Source organism: Arthrobacter sp. BPSS-3 (assembly GCF_044628475.1).
Classification (GTDB): Bacteria; Actinomycetota; Actinomycetes; order Actinomycetales; family Micrococcaceae; genus Arthrobacter.
In genome coordinates this window covers 104,163-128,130 of record NZ_JBIMMV010000009.1, presented here as the reverse complement: position 1 = coordinate 128,130, position 23,968 = coordinate 104,163, and the positions used below count along the sequence as shown (strand labels likewise).

Genomic DNA, 23,968 nt, shown 5'->3' with positions numbered 1-23,968 from the left:
AGTTTACTCCAGGGGGCTGGACGGGGCCCGGGCAGGAAATCCGCACCAATATATCTAGCCAGACACTTATATCCATCATGGAGATAATCTATGATTTACTGAAGTCTACTCCGTACCGCCCCCAGAGAAGGACGCCATGAAAACCAAGCGGCAAAACTCGACCCGTGTACCGTTCTGGCTCCGCTGGCTGGTGCCCGTCCTGCTGGTGGTCACCTGGCTGGCCATCGCCGGCATCGGCGGCCCCACCTTCGGCCGGCTAAGCGAAGTCTCCTCCAACGACCAAGCCTCCTTCCTTCCGGCCGGCGCCGAGGCCACGGAGGCGCAGGACTGGCAGGCCAAGTTCCGCGACTCCAAGGAGATCCCTGCCGTCGTCGTGATCGAAAGCGACGCCGCGTTCACCCCCGCCCAGCTCGGCCAGGCCGCCGCACTCAAGGGCAAGCTGGAGGAGCTCAAGGCCGGCAGCAGCGTGATCGGGCCGATCCCCTCCAAGGACGCCAAGGCCGTGCAGTTCGTGGTCCCGATCGCCTCCTCCGACGAGGTCAAGAACGTGATCAAGGAGGTCCGCGACGAGGTCAAGGCCTCCGCCCCCGAGGGCATGCAGACCTTCGTCACCGGCCCGGCGGGCCTCACGGCGGACCTGGTCAGCGCCTTCGGCGGCATCGACGGCATCCTCCTGCTCGTGGCGCTCGGGGCGGTGTTCGTGATCCTCCTGGTGGTCTATCGGTCCCTGTTGCTGCCCATTGCGGTGCTGTTCACGTCCGTGTTCGCCCTCTGCGCCGCCATCCTGCTGGTCTTCGGCATGGCCAAACTGGGCTGGATCCAGCTCAACGGCCAGAGCCAGGGCATCCTGTCGATCCTGGTGATCGGCGCCGCGACCGACTACGCCCTGCTTTACGTGGCACGGTTCCGCGAGGCCCTGACGCACACCACCAACCGCACCGCCGCGGTCCTCACCGCGTGGAAGGCCGCGTGGGAGCCGATCCTGGCCTCCGGCGCCACGGTGATCATCGCCCTGCTCTGCCTGCTCTTCTCCGACCTGAATTCGAACAAGGCGCTGGGCCCGGTGGCGGCCGCCGGCATCCTCTGCTCGCTCTTCGCCGCGCTCACCCTGCTGCCGGCCATGATGGCACTCCTGGGACGTGCCGCGTTCTGGCCGTTCCGGCCGAAGGTGCTCCCTGAGGAGGAGCGCGAGCCTGAATTCGTCACCGGCCTCGAGGGGCAGAAGGGCCTCTGGCGGGCCACCGGCTCGCTGGTTTCCCGCCGGCCGCGCACCGTCTGGGTCGCCTCGGTCCTGTTGCTGGTGGTCGCCGCCGCGGGTGTGCTTCAGCTCAAGGCCAACGGCGTCCCGCAGACCGCCGTCATCCTCTCCGCCTCCAACGCGGTGGACGGTCAGAAGGCTCTGGCGCGCCACTTCGACGCCGGCAGCGGCAGCCCCGCCGTGATCGTCACCGACCAGGCTAAGGCCCGGGACGTGCTGGCCAAGACCAAGGACACCGACGGCGTGGGCGATGCCTACCTGGTGGCCGACGGCGGCGCCCCGGTCATCCCCGGCGCCCCCGGCGCCGCCAGCGAACCCGCGGTCCGCGACGGCCGGGTCCTGATCAACGCCACCTTGAACGACGCGGCCGACTCCAACGAGGCCGAGAATGTCGTCGTCGAACTCCGCAAGGAGCTCAAGACCATCGACAGCGGCGCTCTCGTCGGCGGGGTGACGGCCACGGCGCTGGATACCAACACCACGGCCCAGCGCGACCTCGTCACCATCATCCCGGTGGTCCTGGCCGTCATCCTGGTCATCCTGATGCTGCTGCTCCGCTCCGTCCTGGCGCCGGTGCTGCTGGTGGCCTCGGTGGTCCTCTCCTACGGCGCCGCGATGGGTGTCTCCGCGGTCGTGTTCAACCACGCCTTCGGCTTCCCGGGCGCGGACGCCACCGTGCCGCTCTTTGGCTTCGTCTTCCTCGTGGCCCTGGGCGTGGACTACAACATCTTCCTGATGAGCCGGGTCCGCGAGGAGTCAATCAAGCACGGAACACGGCCGGGAATCCTGCGCGGCCTGGGCGTCACCGGCGGGGTCATCACCTCCGCCGGCGTGGTCCTCGCCGCCACCTTCGCCGCCTTGGGCGTCATCCCCATCATGTTCCTGGTGCAGCTGGCCTTCATCGTGGCGTTCGGCGTGCTGCTGGACACGGTCCTGGTCCGGTCCCTGCTGGTCCCGGCCCTGGCGTACGACCTGGGGCACCGGATCTGGTGGCCCAGCAAGCTGGGCCGGGCGGAGACGGACCGTGCGGCGCGGGCCCAGGTCTCCCAGCCCGAACCGGAATCCGCAGAGGCGGGAGTCCGCTAAGACCCCCGGCCGCAGCCGCCGTCACCGCTCCTGGTTCCCCCCGCCAGGCAACCGTGGCGGCGGCTGCCTGGTTAAGGGCATCCCCGGCGCAGGGGAACGGCCCTGTCGCCGCCCGGGGTCCCTCGATAGACTGCCCCTGCGCCCGAGCGGGCGCGCACGCCTGCAGGAGGGATCCACCCATGTCTGACAATCACGGTGAGTTTGATCGAACGGCAGCAGAAGAAGCGCGGCATGTTGCGGCCGCCCCTGCCGCCGAGGAGACGGGCCTTGAGGCCGACGCCGGCCAGTACGTCGAGGGCGACTACGGCAACGCCGGTGTGACCGGAGAGAACCCGGCCGGCGCCCCGGAGGGTGAATACGCCGAGGGCGACTACGGCAAGGCCGGCGTCGCCACCGGCTCCGCGGTCGGCGCCGAGGAAGGCGACTACCCCGAGGGTGACTACGGCCGCGCCGGCGCCACGGGCCCGGACGCCGTCGCCGGCGACGAGGGCGAATACGAAGAGGGCGACTACGGCGCCGCGGGCGCCACCGGCCACCGCGCAGCGGGCGAGGCGGCCCACGGCGACGAGCGTCGCGACGACGAAACCGGACGCTAGGCGCGCAGAAGGACTTTTCAAGCGGGCCCGGCGGGACCGTTCTCGCAGAGCGAAACGGCCGCCGGGGCACCCGCCCTGCGCACAGGCGAAATCGCAGTGGCGACGAAATCCGTGGAATCCCGGGGTTTGGCGGGACAAAACCGCCGACCTCAGCGCCGCCGTCGCGGTCGAAATCCGCACCCATGTTCAAAGTTGAGCGGATGTGACTCAACTTTGGATTGACATCGGAATGAGCGCGCGTAGACTTGAGTGCAGAGCGCTCAACAAGTGGGCGCGCCTCGACAATCGACGGGCTCGATCCCGGGTTCACTCCCGGTCGCCGGGCCTCAGCCCGATGGCCGGGGGCAGCACGTTTCCAAGGAAAGAAGGAAGCCACACATGTCACGAGCAGTAGGTATTGACCTCGGAACCACCAACTCCGTTGTTTCCGTTCTCGAAGGTGGCGAGCCCACCGTCATTGCCAACGCCGAGGGTGGCCGCACCACGCCGTCGGTCGTTGCGTTCTCCAAGTCCGGCGAGGTCCTGGTCGGCGAAATCGCCAAGCGCCAGGCCGTCAACAACATCGACCGCACCATCTCGTCGGTCAAGCGCCACATGGGCACCGACTGGACCATGAGCATCGATGACAAGAAGTACACGGCGCAGGAAATCTCCGCCCGTATCCTCATGAAGCTCAAGAACGACGCCGAGTCCTACCTGGGCGAAAAGGTCACCGACGCGGTCATCACCGTTCCGGCCTACTTCAACGACGCCGAGCGCCAGGCCACCAAGGAAGCCGGCGAGATCGCCGGCCTGAAGGTCCTGCGCATCGTCAACGAGCCCACCGCGGCCGCCCTGGCCTACGGCCTAGACAAGGGCAAGGAAGACGAACTCATCCTCGTCTTCGACCTCGGCGGCGGCACCTTCGACGTCTCCCTGCTCGAAGTTGGCAAGGACGAGGACGACTTCTCCACCATCCAGGTCCGCGCCACCGCCGGTGACAACCGCCTCGGCGGCGACGACTGGGACCAGCGCGTCGTTGACTACCTGCTGAACCAGCTCAAGGTCAAGGGCATCGACCTCTCCAAGGACAAGATCGCCCTGCAGCGCCTCCGCGAGGCTGCCGAGCAGGCCAAGAAGGAACTGTCCTCCTCCTCCAGCACCAACGTCTCCCTCCAGTACCTCTCCGTCACCCCCGACGGCCCGGTCCACCTGGACGAGCAGCTGACCCGCGCCAAGTTCCAGGACCTGACCAAGGACCTGCTGGAGCGCACCAAGAAGCCGTTCCACGACGTCATCAAGGAAGCCGGCATTAAGCTCTCCGACATCGACCACATCGTGCTCGTCGGCGGCTCCACCCGTATGCCCGCCGTCTCCGAGCTGGTCAAGGAACTGGCCGGCGGCAAGGAGCCCAACAAGGGCGTCAACCCGGACGAGGTCGTCGCCGTCGGCGCCGCACTGCAGGCCGGCGTCCTCAAGGGCGAACGCAAGGACGTGCTGCTGATCGACGTCACCCCGCTCTCCCTCGGTATCGAAACCAAGGGCGGCGTCATGACGCACCTGATCGAGCGCAACACCGCCATCCCCACCAAGCGGTCCGAGACCTTCACCACGGCTGATGACAACCAGCCGTCCGTGGCCATCCAGGTCTTCCAGGGCGAGCGTGAATTCACCCGCGACAACAAGCCGCTGGGCACGTTCGAACTGACCGGCATCGCACCGGCCCCGCGCGGTGTGCCGCAGGTCGAGGTCACCTTCGACATCGACGCCAACGGCATCGTCCACGTCTCCGCCAAGGACAAGGGCACCGGCAAGGAGCAGTCGATGACCATCACCGGCGGTTCCAGCCTCTCCAAGGAAGACATCGACCGCATGGTCCGTGACGCCGAGGAGCACGCAGCCGAGGACAAGGCCCGCCGCGAGGCGACCGACACCCGCAACACCGCCGAGCAGCTCGCCTACTCCGTGGACAAGCTGATCGCCGACAACGCGGACAAGCTGCCCGAAGAGGTCAAGACCGAGGTCCAGGCCGACGTCGACGAGCTGAAGAAGGCGCTTGAAGGCACGGACGACGCCGCCGTCAAGGCCGCGTTTGAGAAGCTGCAGGCTTCCCAGACCAAGCTCGGCGAGGCCATCTACGCCCAGGCAGGTGCCGCTGAGGGTGCCGCCGGTGCCGAAGGTGCCCCGGCCGGCGAGAAGGCTTCCGACGAGGACATCGTCGACGCCGAGATCGTTGACGAAGACGAGAAGAAGTAATCATGCCGCACCACGGTAACGAAGCAGAGCACGGCGGCGAGGGCCCGGACGAGAGCCAGAAGCCGGTGGTCCACGACAACCGCAAGGTTGATCCGAAGACCGGCCAGGCCCGGCACCCGGACCAGGAACATGCCGCGGCGGAGTCCGGATCCGGGGACGCACTGTCCCAGGCCGAGGACATCCTCAATAGCGTGGACGTCCCGGCCGCGGACTCCGTGGCGCAGGGCGTCAACGCCGGGGAGGCGGAGGAACTGAAGAACGACCTCCGCCGCCTGCAGGCCGAGTACGTCAACTACCGCAAGCGCGTCGAACGCGACCGCGCCGTGGCAGGGGAGATGGCCGTCATCGGCGTCCTGAACTCCCTGCTCCCGGTGCTGGACGACGTCGACGCCGCCCGGCAGCACGGCGACCTGGCCGACGGCCCGTTCGCCGCGATCGCCGCGAAGCTGGAGAACGCGCTCAAGACCTACGGTCTGGTGCGCATCGATGAGACCGGCGTGGAGTTCGACCCCACGATCCACGAGGCCCTCATCCAGCAGCCCGGCGCCGACGTCGAAACCGACACGGTCAGCCAGGTCCTCCGCTCGGGCTACAAGTCCGGCGACCGGGTCCTGCGCGCCGCCCAAGTGATCGTGTCCGTCCCGGCGTAGCGTCACCACCGCGCCTTCGCGGATGAGGGGGCCCCGCCCTCTCGTCCGCTGCGGTATCCGCGCCCGCGGTCTTCTCACCTAAGGTGAGGGGACGGAGGCGATGTCCCAGAAGACCTGCTTGTCCAGGCCCAACCGGTCGGCCAGGACGGCGCCCTCGGCGGTGGGGATCGCAGATCCCCACCCACCCGGCGAAGGGGCGGGGGCCCATCGTTTGCGAAGCGCACTCTGTACGACTTTTGAAAGGAAACGCCAGTGGCCAGCCAGGACTGGGTCGACAAGGACTTTTACAAGATCCTTGGTGTCGCCAAGGACGCTTCCGACGCCGACATTAAGAAGGCCTACCGGAAGCTCGCCCGGCAGCACCACCCGGACACCAATGCCGGGGATACCGCGTCGGAGAAGAAATTCAAGGACATCTCCGAGGCCTATTCCGTGCTCTCCGACGCCGATGAGCGCCAGCAGTACGACGCCATCCGCGCGATGGGCGGCGGCGCCCGGTTCGCCCCCGGCGGCGCAGGCCAGCCAGGCGGCGGGGCGGGCTTCGAAGACCTCTTCGGCGGCCTCTTCACCGGCGGCGGCGGCCGCCACTCCGGCGGCTACAGCACCGCCGGCGGCATCCCGCCCGAATTCGCCGACCTGTTCGGCGGCGGCGGCTTCGGCGGTGGGCAGTCCTTCCAGCGCGGCCCGCAGAAGGGCGCGGACCGGACCGCCTCCACCAGCATCTCCTTCGCCGGCTCCATCCGCGGCACCACCATCGGCCTGCGCGAGCCCGACGGCGAGGTCATCGACGTGCGGATCCCCGCCGGCATCAAGGACGGCCAGAAGGTCCGGGTCCGCGGCAAGGGCCAGTACGGCCCCGCCGGCAACGGGGACCTGATGGTCACCGTCTCGGTCAAGCCGCACGATTTCTACACCCGCGACGGCGACAACCTGCGCATCCACGTCCCGGTCACCTTCCCCGAGGCGGCCCTGGGCGCGGACATTGAGGTTCCGACGCTCGACGGAGACAAGGTCCGGGTCCGGGTTCCCGCGGGAACCCCCACCGGCCGGACGCTCCGGGTCAAGGGCCGCGGCGTCAAGCACAGCAAGGCCACCGGCGACCTGCTCGTCACCATCGACGTCGCCGTCCCCAAGAAGCTGACCAAGGAAGCCGAGGACGCCGTCAAGGCGTTCGCCGCGGCCACCGCCGGCGAGGACGTCCGCGCGGGCCTGGCAGCCAAGGCCCGGCTGTAGGGTCCAGCCATGGACATCGAGTTCGACCAGCCGATCTTCGTGATCTCGGTCGCCGCTGAGCTGGCGGACATGCACCCGCAGACGCTGCGCCAGTACGACCGGCTCGGCATCGTCTCGCCCAGCCGCGCCCCCGGGAAATCCCGTCGGTACTCGCAGCGGGACGTGAACATGCTCCGCGAGGTGCAGCGGCTTTCCCAGGAAGGCGTCTCGCTCGAGGGCATCAAGCGGATCCTGCAGCTGGAGAACCAGGTCGCGGCCCTGCAACACCGGGTCGCCGAACTCACCGAGGAACTGGGCCGCCGCCGGCAGCCGCTGGATTCCCGGATCTTCGCCGCCGGTGCCGCGGGCGATGTGGTCACGCTCGCCCGCGGCCAGCGGCCCCGCCCCCGCTCCCAGGCCCTCGTCGTCTGGCGCCCCCGCGACAACTCCTGATCCGCCTAGGTAGTCCGCCCGGCGGGACTGAGTAGCCGCCCGCAAAGACGGGTGGTGAAAAAACAAAGTCGAGTACCGCGACCCCCTGACGGGCCGCTTTCCCTCCCGGTTAGATGGTCTCGGCGGCGCACTGCCGCCACCGGCCGACGCCCTCGGCGGGCCGGTCACGTGCACAAGCCGGGGGGGCAGCACCGATGATTCAGCACACCCGTGATCCACGGAACTCCACCACCGTTCGACGCACTACTGTCCAGGGCGCAACGGCGCCGGCGTCCGCACTGAGCGCGGGCCGGCCATGAACTCCGGACTGAACGCCCTGGCCCTCTTCGGCAACTCCCTGCCCGGCCTGCTGCTGCTCACCTTCGGCCAGACGATCGTCGTCGTGTGCGTCTGCACCGACATGGTCCGGGCCGTGTCGGTGCCGCGCTCGCAGCGCCGCTACCTGGCCAACACCGTCTTCCTGACCCTGGTCCCGCCGTCGATCCTGGCGTTGAGCCTGGCCGTGCTGGTGTACGCGGCGTCCGGGGCGTGGGCGCAGACCGCCGGCGGCGTCTTCGTCCTGGTGACGGTGATCTTCCGCTGGCACACGGACCCGGACGAGGACAGCTGGTGGAAGGGCAAGGGCAAGCAGCTCCGCCGCTGGTTCAAGCGGCGGTTGGCCACCGGGCGGGTCACCGCGCCGGCCGCCGCCTGAGGCCCGCTCCGGCTAGTCGTCGAAGAGCCCGGCCAGGTCCTCCGCCGTCAGCTTCCCGCCGGCCAGCGCGTCGCCCTCCACCACGTCGGCGAACAGCTGGGACTTCTTCGCCTTCAAGGCCATGACCTTCTCCTCGATGGTGTCCTTGGCCACCAGCCGGTACACCATCACGTTGCGGGCCTGGCCGATCCGGTGCGTCCGGTCCACGGCCTGCGCCTCGGACGCCGGATTCCACCACGGGTCCAGCAGGAACACGTAATCCGCCTCGGTCAGGTTCAGGCCGAAGCCGCCGGCCTTGAGGCTGATCAGGAACACGGGGGCGGCGCCGTTCTTGAACTCGCTGACCACGTCCGCGCGGTTCCGGGTGCTGCCGTCCAGGTAGCAGAACTCGATGTTCTCCTCGATCAGCCGCTCCCGGACCTTGCCGAGGAAACCGGTGAACTGGCTGAAGATCAGCGCCCGGTGGCCCTCCGCCACGAGGTCCTGGAGCTGTTCGAACAGCACGTCCAGCTTGCTGGCCCGGATCCCGGAGAGGGACGGGTCGATCAGGGACGGGTCCAGGCTGAGCTGCCGGAGCAGGGTCAACGACTGGAAGATCGTGAAGCGGTTCTTGTTCACGTCCTCGATCAGGCCCAGGATCTTCTGCCGTTCGCGTTGCAGGTGGGTCTGGTAGACCTTCTGGTGGCGCGGATTCAGCACCACCTCGAGCACCTGTTCCTGCTTGGGCGGCAGGTCACGGATCACCTGCTCCTTGGTGCGGCGCAGCATCAGCGGGCGGACCCGGCGGCGCAGCTTGTCCAGCCGTGCCCGGTCCCCGTTCTTCTCCACCGGCCGCTGGTAGTTCTCCGCGAAGCGCTTGGGGCTGGCGAACAGCCCGGGCGCCACGATCGAGGTCAGCGCCCAGAACTCCATCAGGTTGTTCTCCAGCGGCGTGCCGGTCACCGCCAGCTTGAAGTCCGCGGGCAGCTTCCGGGCGCACTGGTAGGCCTTGGACTGGTGGTTCTTCACGAACTGCGCCTCGTCCAGCACCAGGCCGGCCCAGCGGCGGGACGCGTACGCGTCGTAGTCGATGCGGAAGAGCGCGTAGGAGGTGATGACGACGTCGGCGCCGGCCAGCGCATCGGCAGGATCGGAGCCGCTCTTGGCGAAGGTCTCGCCGATGGCCCGCACGGTCAGGCCGGGGGCGAACCGGGCGGTTTCGGCCAGCCAGTTGCCCACCACGGACGTGGGTGCCACCACCAGGAACGGGGCGCCGCCCGCCGCGTCGCCGGAGGCCCCGTCGTCGCCGTCGTTGTCCTCAGCCGCGGGAGAGGCGGCCGCCTCCGCCGCTGCGATCTTCGCCGCGCAGATCAGCGCGAGCGTCTGGACGGTCTTGCCCAGGCCCATGTCGTCGGCCAGCACCCCGCCGAGGCCGTGGCGGTAGAGGAAGCTCAGCCAGTTGAAACCCTCCAGCTGGTAGGGCCGCAGCTCCGCATCCAGGGTGTCCGGCAGCGGCAGGCCCTTCACGCCGCCCTCCAGCAGGCCGCCGACGGCATCCCGCCAGGCGGAGGCCTGTTCGTCCACGATCCCCAGCTGCGCCAGCTCGTCCCAGAGTCCGGCCTGGAAGCGGCTGATCTGGAGCGGGGCGTCCTTGTTGTCCTGCAGCTCCCGGGCCTCCTCGATCAGGGCCCGCAGCTGGTGGAGCTCGGGGAGGTCGAGGGAGAAGTATGCGCCGCTGGGCAGCAGCATCTTCGTCTGGCCGGCAGCGAGGGCGGAGAAGACGGCGGCAAAGGACACCGGCTGGCCCTCCAGCGAGATCTGGATGCCCAGGTCGAACCAGTCCCGCTGCTCGGTGGCCTTGGTGGAGATGGAGACCACCGGGGCCTCCTCCGCCTCGCGGTAGTCGGCGATCTCTCCGGCGGTATCCACGGTGACCTCGGGCAGCTCGCGCAGCCGGGGGAGGACCTCCTCGGTGAACGCCAGCGTGTCCAGGCCGCTGAGCTCGGCAGAGTCAGCGAGCCGGGGCGTGCCCCAACCGCCGGTGGCGGATTCGCCGAGCTTGGGCACCACCTCCCAGGGCTGTCCCACGGTTTCGAGGATCCGCGCCTCGGCGGTGTCGTCCCGGTAGCCGTGGTCGCCGGGGTGGCGCCAGAGCGGCTGCGCGGTGACCAGGGTGCCGGAGGTGTAATGCCACTCCCAGTGCAGCCGGACCCGGTGGTCCGCGCCGTAGTTTGCCAGCAGGGACAGTGTGGGGACGGCCAGCGTCGGCAGCTCCACCGATTCGTCAGAGGCGGTGACCCGGGCCGTCTGCTTCAGCTTCGGGTAGAAACCGGTGAGGAAGCGGGTCTCGTCCCGGGACGGGATGTGCAGCGTGGTGCCGGCGGTGACGAACGCCAGCAGTTCCTCGCTCAGCCCGGCCTCGAGCGGCGCGAGCGTGATCGTGGCGCCCTCGGGTGCCAGGCCCGGGAGAGTCCCCGCGTCCCCGGTGACGAAGATGCCGTGCGCGGGGCGGCCGATGGTGCCCACCGCCGCGGGGTCCACCTCGGTGCCCTCGACGGTGATGGTGGGGGCCAAGGCGAGCCCGCTGTTACCGCCGTCGTCATTGCCGCCGGTTCCGGGGGCGCTGCCGGTGCCGTTGTCAGCGCCAGCGCCGGCGGGGGTGCCGAAACGGGTGAGGTTGAGGCCGACGGCGGCGGGGCTGGCCGCCAGGTGCACGGGCTCGTCCGCCTTGCCGTGGACCAGGGCCAGCCCGATCTTGCGGGCCTCCTCCAGCAGGCTCCAGAGGTTCCGGCCGGCGTAGGTGTTCAGGCCCAGCCAGAGCCCGGTCCCGGCGTGCTGGCGGTTTGCCACGGAGGTGTGGGAGGCCAGGAACTCCAGCATCCACTCCACGTGGGCCTCGTTGCACTCCCGGCGGTAGTTCAGGTAGCTCAGGGTGCTCCACGAGACGTCGCCGCGGATCCACTTGCCCTTCGCGCCCATGATGACGGGCCGGGCCTTGAGTTGGCGTACGCTGCGCAGCGGGTCCCGGCGGCCGGTGTAGGAGAAGTGCGGTGCCGGCTCCTCGATCTCGAACTGCAGCGCCAGGGGCACGCCGGCGGAGGGCTGGGTGGACGCCTGCCGGGACAGCAGCGGGCTGAGCGCCTGCTCCCAGTCCGGCAGGTCCACGGGGGCCGGCTGGCGGGAGAGCCGGGAGGTTTCTGCGGGGGCGAGCAGCTGCACGCGGGTGGCCGGGTTGTCCTCCGCCGCGAAGAGCAGCGCCGCGACGTGCTTGCAGTCCTTGCGGACCGGGCAGCTGCAGACCCCCACGGTGCAGCTCCAGCCCCCGCCCTTGCGGACCAGCTTCGCCGTCGTCGAATACGGCACGGGGGACCCGCCGCGGACCTTGCCCAGCATCAGCCCGGTGGCGGCGTCGAAGGAAATCCCGGAGACGCGGCTCCCCATGGCGTAGGCGAGCCCGGCCGCGAGGGAGCGGTCGTTGATCGCGGGGGTCTGGATCGCCAGTGCCGCATTCTCATCCGGATTCGAAGGCATGGAGGCACTACTTTCGGCAGTTGGTCATCTGATCCATCTTAGCCAGCCGGCGGTGACCCCGGACCGCGGGCGCCCGCGGTCCGGGCCCGGGCCGGGGCGGGGGCCGGCTACATCCGTGCCAGGCGGGCGCGGACGGCCATAAAGATGCCGTAGCAGATCAGTCCGGCGCCGACGGCGGCGAGCATGTACATGCCCAGCGGCTGATCGCGCAGGGCCTTGAGGCCGCCGTCGAGCCCGGTCGATTCGTCCGGGTCCGCCTTGATAGTGGCGATCACGATCAGCATCCCGGTCAGCAGCAGCGCCACGCCCTTGGCCGCGTAGCCGGCGATGCCGGTGATTTTCACGGCCAGGGAGGCGTGCTCGTTGGCGGGCATGCGCAGGTACTTCACGAAGGACTTCCGGAAGCCTCGGATGGCGTAGACGACGCCGGTGACGGCGACGGCGACGCCGATCAGGATCAGCAGCAGGGTCCCGCCGGGGGTGGCCATCAGGTGCAGGGTCAGGTCGCTGGTGGATTGGCGGTGGTCGGCGTGCGCGCCCATGGCCACCGACGCGAGGGTCAGCGCGAAGCCGGTGTAGACGACGGCCTGCAGGGCGGCCTTGAGCTTCTTGGCGACCTTCTTCTTCGTCTCAAGGTGCTCGAAGTCGAACACCGCGTCGCTGGTCTGCCAGATCGCCAGCGCCACGCACGCGGTGAAGGCGCTCCAGAGCAGGTACGGTCCGACGGGCTGCTGGGCCATCTCGGCCACCGCGCCGCTGACGTCCGCCTGGCCCTGGCCGCCCATCGCGAGCCGGATTGCGACCAGGCCGATCAGGAAGTGCAGCAGTCCGGAGACGGCGAACCCGGCGCGGGCGGCGATTTCGAGCGGCCGGGAGTTGGTGACATCCTCCGCAACTTCTGCCGCGTCTTTCAATTCCATGCTGCTGGTCCGTCCTGCACTGTTGAGCTTTGCCGTAATCCTGCCATGCGGACGGCCCCCGCGGCCGCAGGCGATGGGCCCGGATCAGCGGCGCCGGTAGCTGAGGTCGAAGATTAGCCGGCCAGCCTCGTGGGCCTTGTTCTCGAAGCTGGTCAGGATCCGGCCGTCGAACCGCGGCGCCCAGCCGCCGACGTCGTCGACGCCTTCGTTGGGGCCGGTGTGCTCGGTGCTGACCGGGGCCCGGCCCTCCTTGACCGGGGCGCCCCCCACCACGGACTCCACACCGGATTCCCAGACCTGGGTCAGCGGGCTGTCCGGGCCGCTGCGTTCGCCCTCGTGCAGGTTTTCGAAGTCGGTGGCGCCGGCCATGACCTCCCGGACGTGCACGGCGTAGTTGGACCAGTCCGTGGCGATCCGGAAGATACCGCCGGGCTTGAGCGCCCTTGCGGCGAGTTCCGCGAACGCCGGCTGGATCAGGCGGCGCTTGTGGTGCCGGGACTTGTGCCACGGGTCCGGGAAGAAGACCCAGAGCTCGGTGACGGAGCCGGCGGGGAGCATGCTGGCCAGGACCTCGGGAGCGTTGGCCTCCACCACGCGGACGTTGGTCAGGCCGCGGCTGTTGATCTTGATCAGCGTGTTGGCCAGGCCGGGGGTGTAGACCTCCACGGCCAGAAAATCGGTGCCCGGGTTCTGTTCGGCCGCGTGGCAGACCGCGTCGCCCAGGCCGGAACCGATCTCCACGATCAGAGGAGCCTTGCGGCCGAACTCTTCCTCGGCGTCGAAGACGTACTCCGGGTGGACGGAGGTGTTGGCGACGTGCCGGGGCACGTCCACGGCCCAGCGGTCCGAATGCTCGTCCCAGGCGGCCTGGCGTCGGCCCTGCAACCGGGTGCCGCGGCGCACGAAGCTCACCGGGCGGCCGCCGTAGGTGCCGAAGGAGGCCTGGCTGCCGGGGGTCACGGGGCGCGGGGAAGGCGCCGGCTGCGGAGATTCTGGGGTTTCACTCATCCCCTCCAGAATAGTGGAGCCCCGCAGCGGCGCCGGGTCCCGGTCAGACGGTGAGGTCCTTGCCCTTGGTCTCCGGGATGGTGAAGACGAACAGGGCCGAGACTGCCAGCAGCGCCACGGCGTAGACGTTGAACAGCTGCGGGGACTGCAGGCTGGTGCCCAGCCACTGCTGCAGGTACGGGGCGGTGCCGCCGAAGAGTGCCACGCAGATCGAGTACGGCACGCCCACGCCCACCGTGCGGATGCTGGTGGGGAAGAGTTCTGCGTACACGGCCGGAACGATCGCGGCGCTCGCGGCGATGAAGATCAGCATGACGGACATGCTGACGGCCAGCTGCCAGGCCGAATCCTTCAGCAGGGCGGTCATCGGGAAGTGCAGCAGGCCGGCGCCGATCGCGCCGGCCCAGAGCACCTTCTTGCGGCCGATCCGGTCCGCGAGCTTGCCCCAGAACGGCAGCGCGGCGATGAAGACGATGTTGCCCACGACGCCGGCCCAGAGCGCCTCGCCGCGGTCGATCTTCAGGGCGGTGGTGGCGTAGCTGGGGGCGACGACGCCCCAGATGTAGTAGATGACCGTCAGGCCCACGGTCAGGCCGATCACCTGCAGCGCCTGCTTCCGGTGACGGACGATCTGCGGCCAGATCGCGGCTTTCTTCTCGGCCAGCGCCTCACCGGCGAAGACGTCGGTCTCGTGCAGCCGGGACCGCATGATCAGTGCGTACAGGCCCATCGCGGCGCCGATCAGGAACGGGATCCGCCAGCCCCAGGCGTTCATCGCCTCGGTGGAGAGGGCCATGTTCAGGACGGCACCCAGCAGGGTGCCGAACAGGATGCCGACCGTGCCGGAGGTGTAGATCAGGGTGGCCCAGAAGCCGCGGTGTTCCTTCGGCGCCATCTCCGAAAGGTACGTCTGGGAGGAGGGCAGCTCCCCGCCGTGTGCCAGGCCCTGGACCAGCCGGGCTACCAGCAGCATCAAGGACGCGAATGCGCCCACCGCGGCGAAGGTCGGGGCGATGCCGATCATCAGGCTGCCCACCGAGGCCAGGCCAACGGCCAGGGTCATGGATGCCTTGCGGCCGATCCGGTCGCCGATCCAGCCGAAGAGGAAGCCCCCGAAGGGCCGGGCGACGAAGCCGACGGCGAAGATCGCCAGGGTGGAGAGCACCGCCGAGGCGGGGTCAGATTTGCTGAAGAGTTGGCTGGCGATGAACGGGGTAAACGTGGCGTAGATGGCCCAGTCGTACCATTCGACGGCGTTGCCAATGCCGGTGCCGATCAAGGTCTTGCGGGTGGATGTCCGGGGAGCCGTCGGCTGGGACACGGTTGCTGTCATGGGAATCTCCGGGTGGTTCTGGGTGGGATTGCTGCTGGACGGGGGTGCCGGTCAGAGGCGGCCGGCGGGAACGGCGGCCGCGGTGGCTGTGGCGGCCGAGAGGGTGGCGAGCCGGGACAGGGCGAGTTCGGCGTAGAGCGCGGCGCCGTCGGCCAGGACGGCGTCGTCGAACGTGGCGTACGGGGAGTGGTTGAACGCCGACGTCGTGTGGTCGCCGCCGTGCGGGACGGCGGAGAGGCCGATGAAGGTGCCGGGGACCTCGGCCAGGACGCGGGAGAAGTCCTCGGAGCCGCTCAGCGGCGTGGCCCAGCGGGCCAGCCGGCCGTCGCCGAAGAGGTCCCCGATGACGTTTTCCGCGGTGCGCGTCTCGTCCTCGTCGGTGATGGTGAGCGGGTATTCCTGCTGGTAGTCGACGTCGACGTCGAGCCCGTGGGCCGCCGCGATGCCGCGCAGGAGGCGGGGGACGGCGTCCATCATCTTCTGCCGGGACTCCTCCGAGAAGGTCCGCACGGTCGCCTCGATCCGGGCGGATTCGGGGATGATGTTCCGCTTGGTGCCGGCCTGGAGTACGCCCACGGAGAGGACCACCGGGTCGAACATGTTGAACTGGCGGGTGACCATGACCTGCAGGGCCGTGACCATCTCCGCGGCGACCGTGACAGGGTCCTTGGCCGCGTGCGGTGCCGAGCCGTGGCCGCCCGCGCCCAGCACGGTGACGGTGAGCCCGTCGGAGGAGCTGAGCATCACGCCGGGCTTGGTGCAGAAGGTGCCGTGCGGTTCCAGCGCGGAGAACACGTGCATGCCGTAGGCGGCGTCCACGCGCCGGCCCGGGGCATGCAGGACGCCCTCGCGGATCATGTAGCTGGCACCGTCGAAGCCCTCTTCGCCGGGCTGGAACATGAGGACGACGTCGCCGGCCAACCGGTGCCGTTGCTCGGCCAGCAGGGTGGCGGCGCCGGCGAGCATGGAGGTGTGCAGGTCGTGGCCGCAGGCGTGCATGGCGCCGTCCACGGATGAGGAGTAGTCGACGCCGGTCTTCTCCTGGACCGGGAGGCCGTCCATGTCGGCGCGCAGGAGCACGGCGGGCCGGCTGACGGCATCGCTACCCTGGCCGCGGAGAACCGCGGTGACGGAGGTGGTGTCCGTGCCCAGGGTGATCTCGTACCCCAGCCCGTCGAGCTGCTGCAGGACCTTCTCCTGGGTGCGGGGCAGGTCCAGGCCGATCTCCGGCTCGCGGTGCAGGGCGTGGCGGAAACGGGCCAGCTCCGGCTGGAGCTCCCGGGCGTCGTCGGTAATGGTCACAAACTCTCCTGGCGGTTGATTGGGGTGGTGCGTTCGGGTCTATTCTGGAGTGACCTGCGCCACATGGACCTAAAGGGCTGGAAATATGCACGCCTAGCCGTGAAACGCAGAATTCATGCAGGAGAGGGGAGTGGGCCGTGGAGCTGAGCGAGGATGACCTGGCGCTGATTAACGTGCTGCAGATGGCGCCGCGGCTGGGCTGGGGCGACGCCGCGGAGATCCTGGGCGTCCACGCCACCACGCTGGCAGCACGCTGGGACCGGCTGCGGGCCTCCGGGGTTTCGTGGATCACAGCCCACCTGATCGGTGACCCGCACCAGATGTGCCTGGCCTTCATCGCCGTCGACTGCGAGATGCACCGCCGCGACGAGGTCACCGCGCAACTGGCCCTGATGCCGGAGGTGGTGACCGTCGAGGAGGCCGCCAGCAAGCGCAACCTGATGCTGACGGTCATCACCCGGTCCCTGGATGACCTGAGCGACCAGGTGATGTCCCGGCTGAAGGAGATCGAGGGCCTGACCAAGTACGAGACCGCCCTGTGCACCCGGCTGCATTCCAGCGGCGGCGCGTGGCGGCTCAACGTGCTGGACCGGGCACAGCAGGCGGCCGTGCGGACCCTTGCCGGCGCCGACGCCGGCACCGCCGCAGCCGCGGCCGCAGCCGCCGCCGCGCGGGAACTGCCGGAAAGCCACCTGGCCCTGCTGCCGTTCCTGGCCCGGGACGGACGGGCCACGGCCGCGGAGATCGCACGGAGCCTGGGCCGCCACCCGGCCACCGTCCAGCGGCAGCTGAACCGGGTGCTGGCCAGCGGCATGCTGTCCTTCCGCTGCGAGGTGGCCCAGCGCTATTCGTCCTTCCCGGTCACGTGCCAGTGGTTCGTCAACGTCCCCGCCGGCCAGCACGAGGCGGCCGCGGCCGAGCTGAAGACCATGCGCAACGTCCGGCTGAGTGCCTCCACCACGGGGCCCACCAACTTTGTGATCATCATGTGGCTGCAGTCCCTGGCTGACGTGATGACGATCGAACTGGCGCTGCAGCAGAAGGTACCGGGCATCGAGCTGGTCGAAAGCGTGGTGATGCTGCGGACCGTCAAGCGGGTGGGGTGGATGCTCGACGCCGACTCCCGGGCCAGCGGCGCCGTCGTCGTCCCCGCCCAGGGGCTCGCGCCGTAGGCTACAGGTATGTCGAACGCCGCCAGTCCGCGAACCCGCCCGGACCAGGGGCCCGGGGCCGGCGGCATCTTCCAGCGCCGGTACGTCCTGGTGACCCTCGGCGCCTGCGCGCTGGTGTTCCTGGCGGCCTTCGAATCGCTGGCGGTGACCACCATCATGCCGCTGGTCAGCCGCGAACTCGACGGCGCCGGCCTCTACGCCCTGGCCTTCGCCGGGCCGCTGGCCACCGGCGTGATCGGCATGGTGGCCTCCGGCAGCTGGGCCGACCGGAGGGGGCCGGTGGCGCCACTGCTCTCCGCCGTTGGCATGTTCGTCGTGGGGCTGCTGATTGCCGGGACCGCCGCCTCCATGCCGGTCCTGGTCGCCGGGCGGCTGGTGCAGGGTCTCGGTGGCGGTGGCCTGACCGTGGCGCTGTATGTCGTGGTGGCCCGCGTCTACCCGCCGCCGCTGCACCCGAAGATCTTCGCCGCGTTCTCCGCCGCGTGGGTGGTCCCCTCGCTGGTGGGCCCGTTCACCGCCGGGCTGGTGGCGGAGGTGGCGGGCTGGCCGTGGGTCTTCCTGGGCGTGGTGGGCCTGGTGGTGCCGGCGCTGCTGCTGACCGCCCCGGCGTTGCGCGGGCTGCCGAAAAACGAGCCTGCCCCGGACGGAGCGGCCGCACCGGCGGACCCGGCGGGCCAGTCGGAACCTGCTCCGGCGGAACCTGCCGCGGCTGACCCGGCGGTGCGCCAGCCCTCCCGCGTCCCCGGGGCGCTGGCCAAGCTGGGCCTGGCCGCGCTCGCCGCCGCCGCGGTCCTGGCCCTGAACCTCTCCTCGACCCTCCCGGGGATCGGCGGCCTGCTGGCCGGAGCCGCCGTCGCCGTCGCGCTGCTAGCCGTCCGCCCGCTGATGCCGCGCGGCACGTTGACCGCCCGGCGCGGGCTCCCCAGCGTCATCCTCACCCGCGGGCTGGCCTCCGCGGCGTTCTTCGGCGCCGAGGTCTACCTGCCGTACTTGCTGGTGGAGCGGTACGCCTTCGCGCCCACCTTTGCCGGGCTGACCCTCACCGCCGGCGCCGTGGCGTGGGCCTCCGCGTCGGCTGTGCAGGGCCGGCTGGGTCCGCGGCTGGAGCACCGGCGCGCAATCCGGATCGGGGCGGCGATGGTGCTCGCCGCCGTCGTCCTGGCCCTGGCCACCACCGTCCTCGGCTGGCCCGCCGCAGTCGCGATCGCCGGCTGGGTGTTCGCCGGCGCGGGCATGGGCCTGATGTACGCGCGGCTCAGCGTCATGACACTGGCCCTCTCCACCCGCGAGAACGAGGGCTTCAACAGCTCCGCGATGTCCATCTCGGACTCCCTCGGCGGCGCGCTCTCGCTGGCCACCACAGGCATCATCTTCGCGGCGTTCACGACGGCGGGAGCCGGTCCTGCCGGCGCCGCCGCACCGTTCGCCGGCGTCTTCGCGCTCACGGCCGCGATCGGCGTCGCCGGCGTCCTGGTGGCGCCCCGCGTCGCCCGCCGCGGCGCACCCAACTGACTGGCAGTTGTTGCCGTTGTGGGACCCCAAAACGGCAACAACTGCGAGCCAGTTGGGACGGGACCTACAGGAGGGTCGGGACCGGCCGGAAACGGGAGGAGGGTCCCGGATGATAGACTGGGTGAACTTGATGTGCAGTGATGCCCACTCCTGATCCGGCTGGAAAGCCTCGGCAGACCGCCGGATCGCCCGCGTATTCCTCGGAATGTCCCCGCGGGAGTGGGGTTTTTTCATGTGAGAGGCACATCCTGCGTCGATGAACGCGTTCCATTTGGTCCCGGCAATGAGCGGCTACCCGCAGACGGCCCGGTCGACCACCTGACTTTTCTTCGGCGAACCCCTGGTCCAACCGGCGCCGGGGGCCGATATCCGCACGGATACCGCCTGAAAGACCTTTGATACCTATGACTACTTTTGCTGCCCTCGGCACGCCCAAGGCCCTTGCCGACACCCTGACCGCCCAGGGAATCACCGAGCCGTTCCCCATCCAGGTCAAGACCCTCCCGGACACCCTGGCCGGACGCGACGTCCTGGGCCGCGGCCGCACCGGCTCCGGCAAGACCATCGCCTTCGCCATCCCGCTGGTGGCCCGTCTCGCCGAGCGCGAGGCCGCGCATTTCCGCAAGCCCGGCCGCCCCATGGCCCTGGTCCTTGCCCCCACCCGCGAGCTGGCCACCCAGATCAACGCCACGGTGGAGCCGCTGGCCAAGGCCGTCGGCCTGAACACCACCGTGATCTACGGCGGCATCTCCCAGGCCCGCCAGGAAAAGGCCCTCCGCGCCGGTGTCGACATCGTCATCGCCTGCCCCGGCCGCCTGGAGGACCTGATCCGCCAGCGCATCCTGACCCTCGAGTCGGTCGAGATCACCGTCCTGGACGAGGCGGACCACATGGCCGACCTCGGCTTCCTCCCGGTGGTCAAGAAGCTCATGGACATGACCCCCACCCAGGGCCAGCGCCTGCTCTTCTCCGCCACCCTGGACAACGGCGTGGACAAGATCGTCCAGCGCTACCTCTCCAACCCGCTGACCCACTCGGTGGACGACCCGCAGGCCGCGGTGACCACCATGGAGCACCACGTTTTGGTGGTCAACGACCAGACCGTGAAGAAGCAGCTGATCGTGGAGCTCGCCTCCGGCGCCGGCCGCCGCGTGCTGTTCATGCGCACCAAGCACCACGCCCGCAAGCTGGCCAAGACCCTGACCGACGCCGGCATCCCCGCCGTCGATCTGCACGGCAACCTGTCTCAGAACGCCCGTGACCGCAACCTCGCCGAGTTCTCCTCCGGCGACGTCCGCGTCCTGGTCGCCACCGACGTCGCCGCCCGCGGCGTGCACGTCGACGACGTCGAGCTCGTCATCCACGTGGACCCGCCCACCGAGCACAAGGCCTACCTGCACCGCTCGGGCCGTACCGCCCGCGCCGGTTCCGACGGCACCGTGGTCACGCTGACCCTGCCGGAGCAGCAGTCCGACGTGAAGAAGCTCATGAAGGCCGCCGGCGTGGACGTCAGCTTCGAGCGCGTCACCGCCAGCTCGCCGATCGTGGCCGAGCTTGTCGGCGACATCGCCGAGAAGGTAGACCCCCGCACCCGCGCCGCGCTGCTGGCCGCCAAGGCTCCGCAGCAGGGCGGCGGCAGCTCCACCGGCGCCAACGCCGAGCGCAAGCGGGCCCGCCGCCAGGCAGCCCCCACCGCGGGTGGCCGCGGCGGCCGTGGTGGGCGCGGCAAGGTGTCCGCCGAGGCTCCGCGCACCGACCTGCCGCGTGCCGAGCGCCGCGCCGTGGCCTACGAGGGCCAGGCCGCTGCCCGCAGCGCCGCCGAGCGCATCGCCGAGCAGAACCAGGACCGGTCCGACGCCGAGCGTTCCGAGCGCCGCAATGCCCGGGGCCGTGGCCGTGCCACCGCTTACGCGCACCACAACGATGTTCCGTCCGCCGGTGGCCGTCCGGCCGCGGGTCGGGGTTCCGACGGCCGTGCAGCCGAGGGCCGGAATGACTCCCGCGGCGGGGCACCCCGTGGCGGATCGGCCGCGGGCCGGGGCGGCGCCCCGCGTACCGGCGGCTCCACCGGCGGCCAGCGCGGAGGACGTCCGGCCTCCGGCCAGCGTGCCGCGGCAGGCGCCAAGTCGGGCGGTCGCTCCGGCGGCGGTTCGGCTCCGGTCTGGTCCTCCAATACCGGCGGCACCTCCGGCGGATCCTACGCAGGCGGCGGCAACGGCCGCTCCGGTGAAGGCCGTCCGGCCCGCAGCGGCGGTCCCCGCCGCGCGTCGGCCCCGGCGTCGAACGACCGCCGCAGCCGCTAAGGCTTTCCGCTACGCAAAGTAGCTGGCGAAGCGCAAAATGCCGGTCGCTATGGGTATTCCCGCAGCGACCGGCATTATGCGCAGCGCAAGTCTCAGGGCCTAGCGCCAGCTACCAGCCGCGGGCGCGCCACTCCTCAAGGTGCGGGCGTTCCGCGCCCAGGGTGGTCGGCTTGCCGTGACCCGGGTGCACGACCGTGTCGTCCGGGTAGACATCGAACAGCCGCGCGGAGACATCGTCCAGCAGCTGGGTGAAGCGTTCCGGATCCTTGTCCGTGTTGCCCACCCCGCCCGGGAACAGCGAGTCGCCGGAGAAGATGTGCGCGGGCCCTGCCGGGTCCTGGTACACCAACGCCACCGAACCCGGGGTGTGGCCGCGCAGGTGCACCGCCGTCACGTCGAACCCGTCGAAGTTGCCGACGTCGCCGTGATCCAGCAACACATCCACGGGCACCGGCAGCGCGGGGGCGTCGTCGGTTCCGGCGGCGGTCTTCGCGCCGGTCGCCTTGACCACCTCGGGCAGCGCACGGACGTGGTCCCAGTGCTGGTGCGTGGTGGCGATCAGCGCCAGCTTCGGCGTCGCCTCGGTGTCCGCGGCGGCGTCGGCCAGCAGCGCCTCGATGGCGGCCGCATCATCGGCCGCATCGATCAGGAGCTGCGCGCCGGAAGCCTTCGCGGTGAGCAGGTACACGTTGTTGTCCATCTCGCTGACCGAAATCCTGCGGATGGTGACGTCGCGGAGCGAATGAATGAGTGAGTCCATGGGCATCAGTCTAGGACCGCCTATTCCCGACCCTCGGAGACCCAGCCCGGGTTCGCCGCGCGGGAGCCGACGACGGCGTCCGCGGCGGTGTTGAGCCGGTCGAGTTGCGCCGGGCTCAGCTCCAGGGACAGTGCGCCGAGGTTTTCATCGATCCGGGCGGCCTTGCGGGTGCCGGGGATCGGGACGACGGGCAGGCCCAGCGCCTCGCCCCGGGCCAGCAGCCAGGCCAGGGCAACCTGCGCCGGCGTGGCGGGACGGTTGGCGGTCTGCAGCTCGGCGGCGACCTCGCGGACCGTGGCCACCACGGCCTGGTTGGCGTCCACGGCGTCCGCGGCGAAGCGGGGGATGTTGCGGCGGAAGTCGTTGCTGCCCAGCTTGGAAGCATCCACGGTGCCGGTCAGGAACCCCCGGCCCAGCGGCGAATAGGGCACGAAGCCGACACCCAGTTCGGCGGCCGCGGGCACCACGTTGCGCTCCACGTCCCGGCTCCAGATGGACCATTCGCTCTGGACGGCGGCGATCGGGTGCACGGCGTGGGCCTCCCGGAGTTCCGCCGCCGTCACCTCGGACAGGCCCAGGTGCTTGACCTTTCCGGCCTTGACCAGCTCCGCCATGGCCTCCACGGTTTCCACAATCGGAACGCGGAGGTCACGGCGGTGCATGTAATACAGGTCGATGCTGTCGGTGCCGAGGCGGGACAGGCTGCGGTCCACGGCCTCGCGGACGTAGGCGGCGTCGCCCCGGATGTCCGTGTAGCCCTCCGCCGGGTTCCCCACCAGGCCGAACTTCGTGGCCAACTGCACCTCGGAGCGCCGGTCCTTGAGCAATTGGGCGAAGAGTTCTTCATTGCTGCCGCCGCCGTAAATGTCCGCGGTGTCCAGGAAGGTCACCCCGGCGTCGACGGCGTGGTGCAGGGTGGCCAGCGCCTCGGCCGGGTCAACGTCGCCGTAGACCGGGGTCAGGGCCATTCCGCCGAATCCGAGGGGGCTGACGCTGAGGCTGTCGCCGAGCTGAACTGTGGCTGTCATCTGGAGTCTCCTGTCATTGCCGGAACCGCTGTCCCAGCCAAGAACCTCCCGCCCGGTCCCGGTATTCCGGGCGGGTTCCCGGGGGTTGCCAGCGTTCGACCGGGCCCGGCAGCAAGCCTGCGTGCGTTTCTCCCCGGTTACCTGCCGGACTCGGGCCCGCGACACGGCGTGTCCGTCCGGATCGGGGGTTGCCGGCGGGACTAACCGGGCGGGAGCGTACGGGACGACGGCTCGGGAGCGGGCGGTTCGTCGTCCTCGGAATCGCCCGGCAGCAGTTTCAGCCCGGCCGCGCAGCCGACGATGCCCGCTATGAACAGCAGTTTCAGCGGGTTGGCGGCTTCGACGCCGGTGGCCATCGCCCAGCCCACGGTCAGGGCGGCGCCGATTCCTACCCACACGGCATACGCAGTGCCAAGCGGGATGCGCCGCACGGCTATGCCCAGTCCGGCCATGCTCATTGCCGCGGCCACGGCGAAGATCAGGGTAGGCACGGGACGGCTGAACCCGTCGGAGAGGCCCAGAGCCGTGGCCCACACCGCCTCGAGGACGGCGGAGCCGAGCAGGATCAGCCAGGAAGAACCTGTTCCGCGGGTGCCGGCGCGCATCACGCCACCAGTTTCAGGCCGGCCACGCACGCCACGATCCCGCCGAGCAGCAGGATCCGGGCGGCGCTGGCGGGTTCAACCCGGGTGGCCATCGCATAAGCGGAGGTAAGGACGACGCCGACTCCCACCCAGACGGCGTAGGCGGTCCCGGTGGGTATGGTCTGCATGGCGATCGCGAGTCCGCCGGTGCTGGCGAGGACGGAGACCAGGAACAGTGCGCCCGGCAGGAGTCGGCGGCGGCCTGTGGCCTGCGACGTGCGGTGCAACGCGGCGGCCCACACGGCTTCTAAGGATCCGGCGGCAATGAGGATGATCCACGACATGACAACAA

General features: G+C 70.0%; 19 protein-coding genes. 10 read left to right on the top strand and 9 right to left on the bottom strand.

What is annotated here, in order from left to right; genetic code table 11:
• The first annotated feature begins 136 nt into the window (after nucleotides 1-136).
• The 7 genes from ACFVY3_RS14530 to ACFVY3_RS14500 all read left to right on the top strand — a co-directional run bounded on the left by ACFVY3_RS14530 (nucleotide 137) and on the right by ACFVY3_RS14500 (nucleotide 8,184).
• Nucleotides 137-2,344, top strand: coding sequence for an MMPL family transporter (locus ACFVY3_RS14530; RefSeq protein WP_400160250.1), 2,208 nt, complete (start codon nucleotides 137-139; stop codon nucleotides 2,342-2,344).
• Between the two features lie 179 nt (nucleotides 2,345-2,523).
• The gene (locus ACFVY3_RS14525; RefSeq protein ID WP_400160249.1) at nucleotides 2,524-2,940 is read left to right on the top strand and encodes a hypothetical protein; all 417 of its coding nucleotides are present in this window, start codon (nucleotides 2,524-2,526) and stop codon (nucleotides 2,938-2,940) included.
• A 378-nt stretch (nucleotides 2,941-3,318) separates the two neighbouring features.
• Nucleotides 3,319-5,175 (top strand): molecular chaperone DnaK, encoded by a 1,857-nt coding sequence (gene dnaK / locus ACFVY3_RS14520; protein WP_400160248.1) that lies wholly within the window; start codon nucleotides 3,319-3,321, stop codon nucleotides 5,173-5,175.
• Nucleotides 5,176-5,177: 2 nt separating this feature from the next.
• The gene (locus ACFVY3_RS14515; RefSeq protein WP_400160247.1) at nucleotides 5,178-5,825 is read left to right on the top strand and encodes a nucleotide exchange factor GrpE; all 648 of its coding nucleotides are present in this window, start codon (nucleotides 5,178-5,180) and stop codon (nucleotides 5,823-5,825) included.
• Nucleotides 5,826-6,077: 252 nt separating this feature from the next.
• Nucleotides 6,078-7,058 (top strand): DnaJ C-terminal domain-containing protein, encoded by a 981-nt coding sequence (locus ACFVY3_RS14510; RefSeq protein WP_290256372.1) that lies wholly within the window; start codon nucleotides 6,078-6,080, stop codon nucleotides 7,056-7,058.
• 9 nt (nucleotides 7,059-7,067) lie between these two features.
• Nucleotides 7,068-7,490 (top strand): heat shock protein transcriptional repressor HspR, encoded by a 423-nt coding sequence (locus ACFVY3_RS14505; RefSeq protein ID WP_364134395.1) that lies wholly within the window; start codon nucleotides 7,068-7,070, stop codon nucleotides 7,488-7,490.
• Between the two features lie 295 nt (nucleotides 7,491-7,785).
• A complete protein-coding gene (locus tag ACFVY3_RS14500) occupies nucleotides 7,786-8,184 on the top strand; it encodes a hypothetical protein (protein WP_400160246.1) in 399 nt (132 codons plus the stop codon).
• Between the two features lie 12 nt (nucleotides 8,185-8,196).
• Here the strand turns inward: ACFVY3_RS14500 and ACFVY3_RS14495 are convergent, their stop codons facing one another.
• The 5 genes from ACFVY3_RS14495 to ACFVY3_RS14475 all read right to left on the bottom strand — a co-directional run bounded on the left by ACFVY3_RS14495 (nucleotide 8,197) and on the right by ACFVY3_RS14475 (nucleotide 16,257).
• On the bottom strand, nucleotides 8,197-11,694 hold the full coding sequence (locus tag ACFVY3_RS14495; RefSeq protein WP_400160245.1) for an SNF2-related protein: 3,498 nt from the start codon (nucleotides 11,692-11,694) through the stop codon (nucleotides 8,197-8,199).
• Nucleotides 11,695-11,801: 107 nt separating this feature from the next.
• On the bottom strand, nucleotides 11,802-12,608 hold the full coding sequence (locus tag ACFVY3_RS14490) for a DUF1206 domain-containing protein (RefSeq protein ID WP_290256491.1): 807 nt from the start codon (nucleotides 12,606-12,608) through the stop codon (nucleotides 11,802-11,804).
• A 90-nt stretch (nucleotides 12,609-12,698) separates the two neighbouring features.
• Nucleotides 12,699-13,622 carry a tRNA (guanosine(46)-N7)-methyltransferase TrmB gene (gene trmB / locus ACFVY3_RS14485; RefSeq protein ID WP_400160244.1) on the bottom strand — a complete coding sequence of 308 codons (924 nt, stop codon included), beginning with the start codon at nucleotides 13,620-13,622 and terminating at the stop codon, nucleotides 12,699-12,701.
• 43 nt (nucleotides 13,623-13,665) lie between these two features.
• Nucleotides 13,666-14,955 carry an MFS transporter gene (locus tag ACFVY3_RS14480; RefSeq protein WP_400160243.1) on the bottom strand — a complete coding sequence of 430 codons (1,290 nt, stop codon included), beginning with the start codon at nucleotides 14,953-14,955 and terminating at the stop codon, nucleotides 13,666-13,668.
• 51 nt (nucleotides 14,956-15,006) lie between these two features.
• A complete protein-coding gene (locus tag ACFVY3_RS14475) occupies nucleotides 15,007-16,257 on the bottom strand; it encodes a M20 family metallopeptidase (protein WP_400160242.1) in 1,251 nt (416 codons plus the stop codon).
• Between the two features lie 137 nt (nucleotides 16,258-16,394).
• On the opposite strand from ACFVY3_RS14475, the gene ACFVY3_RS14470 reads away from it, so the two are divergent.
• From ACFVY3_RS14470 to ACFVY3_RS14460, 3 genes are all read left to right on the top strand, one after another.
• Entirely contained in the window at nucleotides 16,395-17,429 is a 1,035-nt protein-coding gene (locus ACFVY3_RS14470) for an Lrp/AsnC family transcriptional regulator (RefSeq protein ID WP_400160241.1), read from the top strand.
• Between the two features lie 9 nt (nucleotides 17,430-17,438).
• Nucleotides 17,439-18,941, top strand: coding sequence for an MFS transporter (locus ACFVY3_RS14465; protein WP_400160240.1), 1,503 nt, complete (start codon nucleotides 17,439-17,441; stop codon nucleotides 18,939-18,941).
• 404 nt (nucleotides 18,942-19,345) lie between these two features.
• Nucleotides 19,346-21,244: a DEAD/DEAH box helicase gene (locus ACFVY3_RS14460; RefSeq protein WP_400160239.1), complete on the top strand. Its 1,899-nt coding sequence runs from the start codon at nucleotides 19,346-19,348 to the stop codon at nucleotides 21,242-21,244.
• Between the two features lie 109 nt (nucleotides 21,245-21,353).
• On the opposite strand, the gene ACFVY3_RS14455 is transcribed toward ACFVY3_RS14460, so the two are convergent.
• The 4 genes from ACFVY3_RS14455 to ACFVY3_RS14440 all read right to left on the bottom strand — a co-directional run bounded on the left by ACFVY3_RS14455 (nucleotide 21,354) and on the right by ACFVY3_RS14440 (nucleotide 23,960).
• Nucleotides 21,354-22,004: an MBL fold metallo-hydrolase gene (locus tag ACFVY3_RS14455; RefSeq protein WP_400160238.1), complete on the bottom strand. Its 651-nt coding sequence runs from the start codon at nucleotides 22,002-22,004 to the stop codon at nucleotides 21,354-21,356.
• A 20-nt stretch (nucleotides 22,005-22,024) separates the two neighbouring features.
• Nucleotides 22,025-23,032: an aldo/keto reductase gene (locus tag ACFVY3_RS14450; protein ID WP_400160237.1), complete on the bottom strand. Its 1,008-nt coding sequence runs from the start codon at nucleotides 23,030-23,032 to the stop codon at nucleotides 22,025-22,027.
• A 200-nt stretch (nucleotides 23,033-23,232) separates the two neighbouring features.
• Complete coding sequence (locus tag ACFVY3_RS14445) at nucleotides 23,233-23,637, bottom strand: DMT family transporter (RefSeq protein WP_400160308.1); 405 nt, start codon at nucleotides 23,635-23,637, stop codon at nucleotides 23,233-23,235.
• Entirely contained in the window at nucleotides 23,637-23,960 is a 324-nt protein-coding gene (locus tag ACFVY3_RS14440) for a DMT family transporter (protein WP_400160236.1), read from the bottom strand. Before ACFVY3_RS14440 ends, ACFVY3_RS14445 begins: the two co-directional genes overlap by 1 nt.
• Between the last annotated feature and the right edge of the window lie 8 nt (nucleotides 23,961-23,968).

Coding starts and splice junctions, on each gene's coding strand:
- ACFVY3_RS14530 (WP_400160250.1), top strand. CDS start 137: ATGAAAACCAAGCGGCAAAACTCGACCCGTGTACCGTTCTGGCTCCGC.
- ACFVY3_RS14525 (WP_400160249.1), top strand. CDS start 2,524: ATGTCTGACAATCACGGTGAGTTTGATCGAACGGCAGCAGAAGAAGCG.
- dnaK (WP_400160248.1), top strand. CDS start 3,319: ATGTCACGAGCAGTAGGTATTGACCTCGGAACCACCAACTCCGTTGTT.
- ACFVY3_RS14515 (WP_400160247.1), top strand. CDS start 5,178: ATGCCGCACCACGGTAACGAAGCAGAGCACGGCGGCGAGGGCCCGGAC.
- ACFVY3_RS14505 (WP_364134395.1), top strand. CDS start 7,068: ATGGACATCGAGTTCGACCAGCCGATCTTCGTGATCTCGGTCGCCGCT.
- ACFVY3_RS14500 (WP_400160246.1), top strand. CDS start 7,786: ATGAACTCCGGACTGAACGCCCTGGCCCTCTTCGGCAACTCCCTGCCC.
- ACFVY3_RS14495 (WP_400160245.1), bottom strand. CDS start 11,694: ATGCCTTCGAATCCGGATGAGAATGCGGCACTGGCGATCCAGACCCCC.
- trmB (WP_400160244.1), bottom strand. CDS start 13,622: ATGAGTGAAACCCCAGAATCTCCGCAGCCGGCGCCTTCCCCGCGCCCC.
- ACFVY3_RS14480 (WP_400160243.1), bottom strand. CDS start 14,955: ATGACAGCAACCGTGTCCCAGCCGACGGCTCCCCGGACATCCACCCGC.
- ACFVY3_RS14465 (WP_400160240.1), top strand. CDS start 17,439: ATGTCGAACGCCGCCAGTCCGCGAACCCGCCCGGACCAGGGGCCCGGG.
- ACFVY3_RS14460 (WP_400160239.1), top strand. CDS start 19,346: ATGACTACTTTTGCTGCCCTCGGCACGCCCAAGGCCCTTGCCGACACC.
- ACFVY3_RS14455 (WP_400160238.1), bottom strand. CDS start 22,004: ATGGACTCACTCATTCATTCGCTCCGCGACGTCACCATCCGCAGGATT.
- ACFVY3_RS14450 (WP_400160237.1), bottom strand. CDS start 23,032: ATGACAGCCACAGTTCAGCTCGGCGACAGCCTCAGCGTCAGCCCCCTC.
- ACFVY3_RS14445 (WP_400160308.1), bottom strand. CDS start 23,637: ATGCGCGCCGGCACCCGCGGAACAGGTTCTTCCTGGCTGATCCTGCTC.
- ACFVY3_RS14440 (WP_400160236.1), bottom strand. CDS start 23,960: ATGTCGTGGATCATCCTCATTGCCGCCGGATCCTTAGAAGCCGTGTGG.